Genomic DNA, 12,022 nt, shown 5'->3' on the forward strand with positions numbered 1-12,022 from the left:
CGCGTGGACTTCGCGCCACGCGTTGTCGTGCCGCTCGAACGGTACTGGAGAGCAACATGAAACGCTTCCTCTTGATCACGGCGGCCTCTGCCTTGCTGTGCGGCCCGGCCTTTGCGCAGCAGGCTCAGGTAATGCCGACGCCTTCGCTGGCGGCGACTTCTCCGCTTGGCATGGTGCCGAGCGCGCCGGTCGGCGGCACCGGTATCCCGCTCGGCGCAACGGAAATTGCGTCACCCGGCATCAGTCCCGCGCCGGCCGACCAGACCGGCACAATCGGCAGCACCTTCTGCTCGACCATCGGCACGGCACCGTCGACGATGTTCGGATCGGCTGCGACCTTTGACGGCGGCGGCGTGGCGGTCGGGACGGTCACACCGCAGAGCGCGATGTCTGCGATGCCGATGGCGGGAGCGCCAAATTCGTCGGGAATGTCGTCATCGGGCATTCCGCCGACATCGGCCCTGATCGACACCTCGGGTACATCGAGCATGTGCGGCGCAGGCTCGGGCAATCTTGCGGCGTCATCGACGCCGATGTCTCCAGTGACGCCGGGCGGCGTGGCGCGAACCGGCATTCCCATGGGTTCGACGGAGATCGCTAACCTCGGGGTCAGCTCCGCCGCCGCAGTACCGACGATCGGCGTCGTGCCCACGATTAGCACCATCGCGCCGACGATCCCGACGATACCCGCCCTTACTCTGCCGGCGCCGAATACGGCCGCCATCGCAGCGTCCACCAACGTCGTCTCGGGTGTGCCGAACATCACCGGGGCGCCGAATACGGTACCGGGCCTGTCGACCGGCAACACGATGTTCCCCTGAACGGAAAGCCCACGCGCGAGAAGCAGCCATGAAAAAGAAATTCGCAATACCTGCAGTCCTTTTCGGTGCCGTCGCCGCCGGCGGCCTGCTCTACTACTTCACGCAGGCCGATTCATTCAGAGCCGCTGTCGCGGCCGCGCCCCCACCACCGGTTCCGGTCGTCGCTGGCGTGGTTGCGCAGCGTGACGTGCCGATTTACCAGAACGGTGTCGGCACCGTGATTGCGTACAACACCGATGTCGTGCGAGCCCAGATCCAGGGCCAGCTCATCAGCATCAATTTCACCGAAGGGCAGACCGTGCATGCCGGCGATCTGCTCGCGCAAATCGATCCGCGTCCTTATCAGGCCCAGATCGACCAGTTCGAGGGAAATCTGGATCGCGACCAGGCCCAGCTCACCAATGCCCGCGCCAATCTCGCGCGTTATAACCAGCTTGGCGACAAGGGCTGGGCCACGCCGCAACTGATCGAAACCCAGAAGGCGCAGGTCGGCCAGCTTGAGGCGGCGATCAAGACCGACCAGGCGCTGATCGAGGCGGCCAAGGTGCAGCTCAGCTACACGCGGCTGACTTCGCCGATCGACGGCGTGGTCGGGATTCGCCAGATTGACGTCGGCAACATCATCAGCCCGACGACCGCCAACGGGCTCGTCGTCGTGACACAGCTCGATCCCATCTCGCTGATCTTCACGCTGCCGGAAGGCGTGCTGCCGCAGATCCTCAAGCAACAGCAAGCGACCAAGACGCCGCTTCCGGTCCTTGCCTATAATCAGGATGATACCCTCCAGCTAGGCCGGGGTGAGCTCGCGCTGGTCAACAATGAGATCCTGCAGACAACCGGCTCGATCCAGCTCAAGGCAACCTTCCCCAACAAGTCTCGCGAGCTGTGGCCGGGTGAACTGGTGAATGCGCGGCTGCTCGTTACGACCCGGCATAACGGCCTGACCGTCCCCGCATCGGTCGTGCAACAGGGGCCGAACGGCGCCTATGCCTACGTCATCAAGCCCGACAGCACGGTCGCGATGCGCCCGATCAAGGTCGCCCAGATCACCGACGGCGAGGCGCTGATCGATGCCGGCCTGAAGGCCGGCGAGCAGGTCGTCGTCGACGGGCAATACCGGCTGCAGCCGGGCACCCATGTCACGCTGCTGCATGGCGAAGCAGCCGAGGAAGCGGCGGCACAGCAAGCACAACAGGCGACAATCCCATGAACATATCCGCGCCTTTCATCCGCCGGCCGATCGCAACTGCGCTCCTGATGGTAGGCCTTCTGGTCGGCGGCCTCATCGCTTACCCGCTGCTACCGGTCGCGGCGTTGCCGAATGTCAACTATCCGACGCTGCAGGTGACGGCGCAGTTGCCGGGCGCGGATCCGCAGACCATGGCGGCGTCGGTAGCGACGCCGCTCGAACTCCAGTTCGGGCAGATTCCGGGTCTGCTCCAGATGACATCGGCGAGCGCCCTCGGCTTCACCCAGATCACGCTGCAGTTCGATCTGAACCGCCAGATCGACGGAACGGTCAGCGACACGTTGTCGGCGATCAACGCCGCAAGTCCGTTTCTGCCGCCGGGCATTCCCTATCCGCCCACCATCCGCAAGGTCAATCCGGCCGACACGCCGATCCTGGTGCTCGGTCTGACCTCGGACAGCCTGCCGTTGACCACGGTGGATGCTTACGCGGAAAACATCCTGCTGCAGAAGATATCGCAAATACCGGGCGTCGGCCTCGTCGGTATCGGTGGCCAGCAGAAGCCCGCCGTGCGCGTGCAGCTCGATCCGCAGGCGCTTGCCGCGCGCGGCATCAATCTCGAGGACGTCCGCACGGCGCTCGGTCAGGCCAATGTCGATTTGCCGAAAGGCACGCTCAACAGCCCGCGCCAGACCTATACGCTGAACACCAACGATCAGCTCCTGAAGGCGGAAGACTATGCCAACCTCGTGATCGCCTATCGAAACGGCTCGCCGGTCCGCATCCGCGACGTCGGCCGCGCGATCAGTGCGCCGGAAAACGACCTGATCGCCGGCTGGTACAACAACCGGCGCGCCGTCATCCTGGCGATCCAGCGCCAACCCGGAGCTAACGTCATCGACACTGTCGAGCGGATCAAGGCAGAGATGCCGGTACTGCAGGCCTCGATCCCGCCCGCGATCAAGGTCAATGTCATCTCCGACCGCACCGATACGGTTCGCGCGTCCATCCACGACGTTCAGTTCACGCTGATGCTGACGGTTGCGCTGGTGGTGATGGTGATCTTCATTTTCTTGAGAAACTTCTGGGCGACGGTCATCCCGGCGGTCACCGTTCCCTTGTCGCTGATCGGCACGCTCGCTGTCCTCTACGAGCTCGGCTACAGCCTCGACAACCTGTCGCTGATGGCGCTGTCGATCGCCGTCGGCTTCGTGGTCGACGACGCCGTGGTCGTGATCGAGAACATCGTGCGGCATATGGAGGGAGGCGCCACGCCATTCGAGGCGGCACTGAAGGGCGCTGGCGAGATCGGCTTCACCATCATGTCGATCACGCTGTCGCTGATCGCCGTGTTCATCCCGCTGTTTCTGATGGGCGGGTATGTCGGGCTGCTGTTCCGGGAATTTGCCGTCACCGTCAGCGTAGCCCTGGTGCTGTCGCTCCTGATCTCGCTGACCTTGACGCCGATGATGTGCGCGCGGCTGCTCAAGCCGGAAAACAGGACGCACGGGCGGCTGTTCCGTATCCTCGAAAGCGGCTTCAATTCACTGCTCGGAATCTACGAGGCCGGTCTCAAGATCGTGCTCCGTCACCGTTTTATCACCCTGTTGACAATTTTTGCGACCATCGGGTTGACCGGCTATCTCTACGTCGTCATTCCCAAAGGCTTCTTTCCGCAGCAGGACACCGGGCTGATCATCGGCCTATCCGAAGCGGCGCAGGATATTTCCTATCAGGCGATGACCGAGCGCCAGCAGGCGCTGCTCAATGCCATAATGCGGGATCCGGCCGTCGCATCCATCGGCTCGGCGATCGGCGCAGGCGGCGGCAACACTACGGTCAACAATGGCCGCATCTATATTGCGCTCAAGCCCTACAAGCAACGTGACAGCATGGAAACGGTGCTCGCCCGCCTGCGGACCAACCTGGCCAAGATCCAGGGCATCACGCTCTATATGCAGGCCGCGCAGGACATCACCATCGGCGGCCGCGTCTCGAAAACCCAGTATCAGTACACGCTGGGCGACGCCGATCCCGGCGAGCTGAATCACTGGGCCGTGCTGTTCCTCGACAGGATCAAGAAGGTCCCCGGCATCACCGACGTCGCGACCGACCAGCTCAATTCCGGTCCCCTGCTCGACATCTCCATCAAACGCGAGGTGGCTTCGAGCTACGGCATCCTGCCGTTCACCATCGACAACACGCTCGATGACGCCTTTGGCCAGCGCATCGTCTCGACGATGTACACGACCTTGAACCAGTACCACGTGATCATGGAGGTCAATCCGAAATTCCAGTACTCGCCCGAGGCGTTGACCGGAATCTATGTCAAATCCTCAACCGGCCAGGAAGTGCCGCTATCGACGCTGGTCGACAGCGTGGTCAAGGTCGCCCCGCTCGTGGTCAATCACCAGGGACAGTTTCCGTCGGTGACGATCTCCTTCAACCTGCTCCCCGGCACGGCGATCGGCCAGGCGACCAGCGCCATCCAGAATATCGAGAAGCAGCTCGGCAAGCCGCTTTCGCTGCAGACCAGCTTCCAGGGCAACGCGCAGGCGTTCGGCGATTCCCTATCGACAACGCCGATCCTGATCGTGGCGGCCTTGTTCGTGATCTATCTCATCCTCGGCATCCTGTATGAGAGCCTGATCCACCCAATCACCATCATCTCGACGCTGCCGTCGGCGGGGCTCGGAGCACTGTTGTTGTTGATGGCGGTTCACCTCGATCTCAGCGTGATCGCGATCGTGGGCATCATCCTGCTGATCGGCATCGTCAAGAAGAACGGCATCATGCTGGTCGACTTCGCCCTGCATGTCGGCCAACAGGAGCGATTGTCGGCAGAAGACGCCATTTATCGCGCCTGCGTCATGCGTTTCCGGCCGATCCTCATGACCACGATGGCGGCCATGCTCGCTGGCGTTCCGATGATGCTCGGCACCGGCGCGGGATCCGAGATACGTCAGCCGCTGGGCTACGCCATCGTCGGCGGACTGGCCGTATCGCAGCTTCTCACGCTGTATACGACGCCGGTGGTCTACATCTATCTCGACCGGCTGCAGACCTGGCTGTTCGGCAAGAAGCCGGCGATTGACGGAGGCGCCAACCCGATGCCCGCCGAGTGACGGGAGCCCGGGCGGCTCGGTGAGATGCGACGAGACCGATCAACTCGTCAGGCTCTCTTCGGGTGCAAGGTCAAAACCGAGCGCGACGCGGCCTGTGCGCGCATCAGCTCATCAATGGCGGCCATGAGCGCCGCCTGGTCGAACGGCTTGGAAATGCGTGGCAGATGAGGCTGCGTCGAGCCCAGCAGCTCGGCATATCCCGTACAGAGCACCACGGGCGTGCCGGGACGCTCGGCGGCCACTGCCTCGGCAAGCTGCAACCCGTTCATCCCTGGCATGGCATAATCGGTCACCACGATGTCAATCTTCGGCATTCGGCGCAGAAGCTGGACGGCCTCCTCGCCGGAGCGCGCCTCGATCACGGCGTGGCCGAGATCATCGAGCATCGCAGCGATGCTGTCGAGGACGAGCAGGTCATCATCGACGATGAGTACGGAAAGCGGGCGACCGCTGCGCGGCGCGGAGCGCGACGGCTCCGCCGCATGAGGCACGTCTACCGTTTCGTCCTGAGCGGCAGGCAGCCAGATCTCGGCCGTGGTCCCCTCGCCAATGCGGCTTTTCAGCAGCAGCACGCCCCCGGACTGCTCGGCCAACCCCTTCACCATCGAGAGGCCGAGACCGGTTCCCTTGCCGACGCCCTTGGTCGTAAAGAACGGCTCCTGCGCATGCTTGAGCGTCTCCTCGTCCATGCCGCCCCCGGTGTCGCTCACTGAGAGCGCGACGTATCGTCCCTCGGCAAGGCCCTCGATGGCCTGCTCTTCGCGTGCGGCGATGCTGATGACCCCGCCGCCCGCCGCTATCGCATCGCGTGCATTGACGGTGAGGTTGAGGATCGCGAGCTCGAGCTGGTTGGCATCGACTTTCACCTTCGAAAGCTCGATCGGAAAGCGGGTCTCGACCCGGATGGCTGGATCGAACTTCAAGAGAGCCGCCATTCCGCGGACCAGCTCCGGGACATCCACGATGACGGGCTTGAGGTCCTGCTTGCGCGCGAACGCGAGCATGCGCTGCGTCAGCGAGGCACCGCGCAGCGCGCCCTGAATCGCGTTGTCGAGCAGCCGGTGAATCCTGGGATCTTCCGGCTGGAGGCGCTTCTTTGCGAGTTCGAGACTGCCCAGGATCACCGCGAGTATGTTGTTGAAGTCGTGGGCGACGCCGCCGGTAAGCTGCCCGACAGTCTCCATCTTCTGCGATATCACGAGCGCATCGCGCGTGCGCTCCAGCGCTTCCTGGGCTCGGCGGCGTTCCGTCACGTCGCGCACGATCTTGGCGAAGCCGATGGCCTCGCCACGCTCGTTCCGCACCGCGCGAATCGTCGCCTCGGCCCAGAAGCGGCTGCCGTCCTTGCGAACCCGCCAGCCCTCGCCTGCCGACTTGCCTTCCCGCTTCGCGTCAAGCAGCACGGCGTCAGGAACTCGGGAGCCGCGGTCCTCCTCGGTGTGAAGGATGGCGTAGTGCGTCCCGATGATCTCGTCGCCATAGCCGATCAGCCGGCGCGCGCCGAGATTCCAGTTCGCCACTCGTCCCTCGGAGTCGAGCATGAAGATGGCGTGATCGGCCACCCCCTCCACCAGCAGGCGGAATTTCTCCTCGCTTCGCCTGAGTGCCTCGGCTTCACGATCGGCACGTTCTGCCGAGGCGCGGTCGTACACGGCCGCGGCGAGCCCGATGACGAGGACGATGATGGTGGTGCCGGCGACCAGGAACGCAAGCGGCGCCTGCCCCACCGCACCATGGGCTGCTCGGCCAAGGACGGCATCCGTGGCAATGAAGGAGGAGCCCTGCATGGCGGCGTAGTGCATCCCGGAGATCGCCAGGCCCATGACGGCGCCCGCCGATATGCGCTCGAGCACGCTCGTCGTGCGAAAGGCGAGCCACAGGGCGATGATCGACGCGCCGATCGCAATCGCGATGGAAAGCACGACCCAGATGGCATCGTAGTGGATAGAAGCGGCCATCCGCATGGCGCTCATGCCGGTGTAGTGCATGCCGGAGATCGCGAGCCCCATTCCAATGCCGGAAACGACGAGCGCGTTAGCCCGCTGACTTACGACGACGAACGCGGCTGCCGCGACAAAAATGGGAAGGGCAAGCGAGAGCAGCGTGAGGAGCGGATCGTAGGAAACTTCCACGCCGGGCAGGCTGAACGCCAGCATGGCGACGAAATGCATGGACCAGATGCCGCCCCCCATGGCGACGGCCGCAGCCCCAAGCCAGCCCAGACTGGCGGAACCGGAAGCAGCCCGCATGCGGGTCGCGAGGTCCAGCGCCGTATACGAAGAAAGCGCCGCGATCAGGACTGACAGCGCGACAAGAACGGGGTCATGGGATCCTGGATGGTGATGCATTCCGTCGACGATGCAGCGAAAGAATCAAAATAGCACCAATTTTGCGGCTGTGCATTGTTCCCAGCAATCTCGGTGCCGAACTCCGACCATTCTTCTTCTTGACTCAAAGTTCTTCTTTTGTTCTCATCGACACGGAATACTCGAAATTTTTCGCAGGGCGGTTCGGGATGGACACAACAGCCACCATCCTCCATGCGGACCTCGATGCCTTCTATGCGTCGGTCGAGCAACTGCTCGATCCAACGCTGCGCGGCAAACCGATCGCGGTCGGCGGCGGTGTCGTGCTCGCCGCGTCATACGAAGCCAAGGCTTTCGGCGTCAGCGGCGGAATGCCGGGATGGCGGGCGCGCGAGCTTTGTCCGCACCTGATCTTCGTCGACGGCCATTTCAAGAAATACCAGCGGCTGGGTGATGCTGCGATCAGTGTGCTCACTGATTTCACTCCACTGGTCGAGCGGATTTCGATCGACGAGGCCTTTGCCGACGTCGCCGGCTGCACGCATCTGTTCGGCACGCCGGCCAAGATCGCCAGTGCAGTACGATGCCGCGTGCGGACAGAGCTCGGACTGCCGATCTCGATCGGCATCGCGCGCACCAAGCACCTGGCCAAAATCGCCTCGCAAGTAGCCAAGCCCGACGGGCTGGTGGTTGTCGATCCCGCGACCGAGCTCGCTTTCCTGCACGACCTGCCCGTCGAGCTGATGTGGGGCGTCGGCCCGGTCACCAGGGCGCGGCTGGCCGAGATCGATGTCCATACCATCGGGCAGCTAGCGCAGGTGCCGGGCTGGTCGCTCGAGCAACTGCTTGGTCGCGCGGCGAGAGACAAGCTGACGGCATTGGCATGGAATCGCGATCGACGGGAAATCAAGACGCAACGCCGGGCGAAGTCGGCCGGAGCGCAGTCGGCGCTCGGCAAGAAGCCGGCCGAGGAACAAGTGTTTCGACCCGCGCTGCGCCATCTTGCCGACCGCATCGGCACCCGGCTGCGTGCGCGCTTTCGGTCTGGGCGGACAGTGGCTGTCCGCGTGCGTTTCGGCGACCTCCGCTCGGTCACCCGCTCCGTCACACTCGATGCGCCGATCTCAGCGACCGCAATCCTGGCCGAGATTGCCGAAGAGCTCGTACGCAGGGTACTCGCCGATCACCCCGACGAGAAGATCATCTCGCTGCTGGCCATCTCGGTGTCGCACCTCGAGACCTGCTGGGACATCCAGCTCGAGCTCCCGCTCGGGCTGGGAGATGAAAAGTGCCGGCCCGGCACCAAGCGAGGGATGGCGCGCTGGTCGGCCGATCGCGCCATGGATCTGATCCGCGATCGCTTCGGGTACGACGCAGTCGGATATGGGTCTGTCGCGCTGGGCGTTTCCCGCGCCGTCCCCGACGCGTTTCGCGAACTCGCGGAAAAGGATCTTTAGCCATTGCCGCAGGGCGCCAGCGGGCGAGTATCGACACTGGCAAATGCAAGGGCCGCCCCGGAAGGCGGCCCAAAGTTCATCCTCGATCCACCTCAGGAGATGGTCAGCTACCGTCGCGTACAACTATTCTGTTACAGGTCTCCGCCTAGTGCGGTTCAGCCTTGTCGGTGGGAATCCGTAGTTCTGCGGCCCGCTCTTTACGTTCTTTCTTGGAAAATTCGCGCTCTCGTCGCTCGAAGGAGGCGAGCTCTTTTTGTGCCGCCTCGAGAAAGCGGTCACGTGGTGTTATTGCCAATTGAGCAAGTCCCGTCATTACGCACCCTCATTGATGGCCCCGGCCTATCCTACCCAAGTGCCGGGACCGGGAAAAGATTTATGACCGTAAAATTACGGGCCCGGCGAGCTACTCACCGGACACGATGGTTGTCGCCAAGTAATGGTCGCCGTTCGTTCATCAGGCCACCAGATATTGAAACAAGTCGGATGCCAACTTCTAAAAGAGGCGCTCATGCTTTTCCTGTCGTGCAATTCAGGATCGCGGCATGGTCAGCGGCCGCGATTCACGGGTCTGCGCGGCCAACCTGATCGCGGCGTTGGCGGCGCCGAAGCCGTGATAGTCGCGCCGCTCGACGATTTCGAAAAAAAAGCGCTCGTCGAAAACGTGGGTGTAAGCCTGGAAGAATTCGCCGTCGCCTTCCCGATCGTAGAGAATCTGATTGTGGCGCAGTGCTGCCATCGTCTCAGGGGCAAGCCCGTATTTGGCCTCGATGTCGTCGTAATAATTGTCGGGAATTTTCAGGAAACCGGCACCTCGCGCGCGCATGGCCGCGATCGCGGCGAAAATGTCGCCGCAGGAGAAGGCGACGTGTTGGACGCCGGAGCCGAAGAATTCGTGGATGAAGCGCGCCGACAGCGTACGCGTCGCGGACGACCCGTTCAGAACGAAACGCAGGTTTTCGCTACCGTTGATCAGCGCCTGACTCTGCACGAGGCCAACCGGATCGGCAATCTCGATCTGCGGCAAGCGCTCGAGATCGAGAATGCCGGTGTAGAATAGCAGCCACGACAGCATTTCATCGTAGGGCATCGATTGCGAGATGTGATCGACCGCACCGAGGCGAACATCAGCCGCATCGCTGCGCAGCGTTTCGAAATCGAGATCCCAGTTCTTGCCACCCGGTTCCAGGAAATACAGCAGGCTACCGCCGACGCCCCGGATCGCCGGAATTTCGAGCTCGCCCGGACCGACCGGCTGGTAAAACGTGCGTGCCTGCAGCGCTTCCGCCCGCGCCATGGTCTTGCCGGCATCGTCGACATCGATCGCGATTGCGCACACACCCGGACCATGCGCGACATAGTGCGAATGCGCAAAACCGTCCGGTTCGCAATTGACCACAAGCTCGATATGGCCCTGCGACCAGCGCTCGACATCCTTGCTGCGATGGACCCCGGTCTTGCGAAAGCCGAGCTGCCCGAACAGCGCGGTCAAGTCCTCCGCCTTTTCCTCGCTGACAGCGAACTCGATGAAGCCAACGCCGCGGCTCGGCGCTTTCGGCTGCAGTGACGTCCCGCGGCCAAGCCGGTCCTCGAGCAGGATGAGCGAGCGCAGCCCATCGGTCGCGGTGCGGACCGCGGAGCCGGCGCGAAACTGGTCGTTGAAGATTTCCAGCGACAGCGGGCCCGAATAACCGGTCGCAAGCACTGCTTCCATGAACGCGACGACGGGCAAGTCGCCCTGCCCGGGGAAGCATCGGAAATGCCGGCTCCAGGACAATACGTCGAGGCCGAGCTTCGGTGCGTCCGCCAGTTGCACCAGAAAGATCTTGTCGGCCGGAATCGATTGAATCGGCAGCGTCGGAAACGCCGGCGCCAGCGCGTGAAAACTGTCGAGAATTATTCCGATCGACTTATGGTCGGCGCGCCGCACGATCTCCCAGGCGTCGCGGTAATCATTGACGTGAAGCCCCCAGGCGAGCGCCTCATAGCCGACGCGCAAACCGCGCGCGGCGGCCCGGCCACCCAGTTCGTGGAAATCGCCGGCGGCGCGGTCGATGCCGCCGAGCGAAGCCTGAGAGATGTTGCTGCAAATCAGCATCAGGTCAGTCTGCAATTCCTGCATCAGGTCGAATTTGCGCTCGGCGCGGGCGAAATTGCGCCCTCGCTGCGGCTCCGGCATGCCCTCGAAGTCGCGGAACGGCTGGAACGCGCAGATCGCGAGCCCGAGATCCCGGCACATCTGGCCGACGTCGCGCGGGCTGCCTGCAAACGACAACAGGTCGTTCTCGAAGATCTCGACGGCGTCGAATCCGGACGCGGCGATCGCTCGCAGTTTTTCGTCAAGTGCGCCGCTCAGCGAAACGGTAGCGATCGAGCGCTGGTTCATGCTGCAGTTTCCGTCATGGCGCCACCCAGGAACAATTGCCCGATGCGAGGATCGTTCAGCACCCGCTCCGCTCGGTCGACGAGGCGGGTCTGACCGAGTTCGAGCACGATGCCGTAATCGGAAATCTCGAGCGCAGAACGCGCATTTTGTTCGATCATCAGGATCGAGACGCCGCGGTCGCGCAGTTCCTTCAGGATGTTGAAGGTCTGCTGCACCATCAGCGGCGAAAGCCCGATCGACGGCTCGTCGATCAGCACCAGTTGCGGATTGAGCAGCAGGCCGCGGACGATTTCGAGCTGCTTCTGCTCGCCGCCCGAGAGCGTGGAAGCCTGCTGCGTTGCTTTCTTGCGCAGCACCGGGAATTTGTCGAGCGCCGCTTCGATTCGGACGGGCAAGTCGATGATATCGCGCCCCGCAACGACAGCGCCGAGCTGGATGTTGTCGCGCACCGACAATTCGGGGAAGATGTTGCGGCCCTGCGGCACATAGCAGATGCCTGACGTCAGCAATTCACGCTGGCTCAGCCCGGTGACTTCACGCCCTTTGAACACGATCTTGCCTTCGCGCAGCTTCAGCAGGCCGAAGATCGCCTTGAACACGGTGGATTTGCCGGCGCCGTTCGGGCCGATCACGGTGGTGATGGAGCCTGCCGGCACCGAAAAGCTGGTGCCGTTGAGGATCGTCATCTTGCCGTAGCCGCCGACGAGACCTTGAACATCCAGGATGGCGTCGCTCATGGAT

Annotated in this window: 8 protein-coding genes; 3 read left to right on the forward strand and 5 right to left on the reverse strand. The window is 63.1% G+C overall.

What is annotated here, in order from left to right; all coding sequences use genetic code 11:
- Positions 1 to 124 precede the first annotated feature (124 nt).
- Positions 125 to 808, reverse strand: coding sequence for a hypothetical protein (locus LMTR13_RS30115; protein ID WP_065730934.1), 684 nt, complete (start codon positions 806 to 808; stop codon positions 125 to 127).
- Between the two features lie 41 nt (positions 809 to 849).
- Here LMTR13_RS30115 and LMTR13_RS30120 point away from each other — a divergent pair, with 41 nt between their 5' ends.
- A complete protein-coding gene (locus LMTR13_RS30120; RefSeq protein ID WP_065730935.1) occupies positions 850 to 2,031 on the forward strand; it encodes an efflux RND transporter periplasmic adaptor subunit in 1,182 nt (393 codons plus the stop codon).
- Positions 2,028 to 5,135: an efflux RND transporter permease subunit gene (locus tag LMTR13_RS30125; RefSeq protein ID WP_065730936.1), complete on the forward strand. Its 3,108-nt coding sequence runs from the start codon at positions 2,028 to 2,030 to the stop codon at positions 5,133 to 5,135. Before LMTR13_RS30120 ends, LMTR13_RS30125 begins: the two co-directional genes overlap by 4 nt.
- Positions 5,136 to 5,182: 47 nt before the next feature.
- Here the strand turns inward: LMTR13_RS30125 and LMTR13_RS30130 are convergent, their stop codons facing one another.
- A complete protein-coding gene (locus tag LMTR13_RS30130) occupies positions 5,183 to 7,483 on the reverse strand; it encodes an MHYT domain-containing protein (RefSeq protein ID WP_065730937.1) in 2,301 nt (766 codons plus the stop codon).
- A gap of 167 nt (positions 7,484 to 7,650) precedes the next feature.
- Between LMTR13_RS30130 and dinB the strand changes: the two genes are divergently transcribed.
- Positions 7,651 to 8,898 (forward strand): DNA polymerase IV, encoded by a 1,248-nt coding sequence (gene dinB, locus LMTR13_RS30135; RefSeq protein WP_065730938.1) that lies wholly within the window; start codon positions 7,651 to 7,653, stop codon positions 8,896 to 8,898.
- A 145-nt stretch (positions 8,899 to 9,043) separates the two neighbouring features.
- Here dinB and LMTR13_RS42005 read toward each other — a convergent pair whose 3' ends face one another.
- The 3 genes from LMTR13_RS42005 to LMTR13_RS30145 form a co-directional block, all read right to left on the reverse strand.
- A complete protein-coding gene (locus LMTR13_RS42005; RefSeq protein WP_197520941.1) occupies positions 9,044 to 9,211 on the reverse strand; it encodes a hypothetical protein in 168 nt (55 codons plus the stop codon).
- Positions 9,212 to 9,427: 216 nt separating this feature from the next.
- A complete protein-coding gene (locus tag LMTR13_RS30140) occupies positions 9,428 to 11,281 on the reverse strand; it encodes a bifunctional sugar phosphate isomerase/epimerase/4-hydroxyphenylpyruvate dioxygenase family protein (RefSeq protein ID WP_065730939.1) in 1,854 nt (617 codons plus the stop codon).
- Complete coding sequence (locus tag LMTR13_RS30145) at positions 11,278 to 12,018, reverse strand: ABC transporter ATP-binding protein (RefSeq protein ID WP_065730940.1); 741 nt, start codon at positions 12,016 to 12,018, stop codon at positions 11,278 to 11,280. The genes LMTR13_RS30140 and LMTR13_RS30145 overlap by 4 nt, the downstream gene beginning before the upstream one ends.
- Positions 12,019 to 12,022 lie beyond the last annotated feature (4 nt).

It is taken from the genome of Bradyrhizobium icense, from assembly GCF_001693385.1.
Classification (GTDB): Bacteria; Pseudomonadota; Alphaproteobacteria; order Rhizobiales; family Xanthobacteraceae; genus Bradyrhizobium; species Bradyrhizobium icense.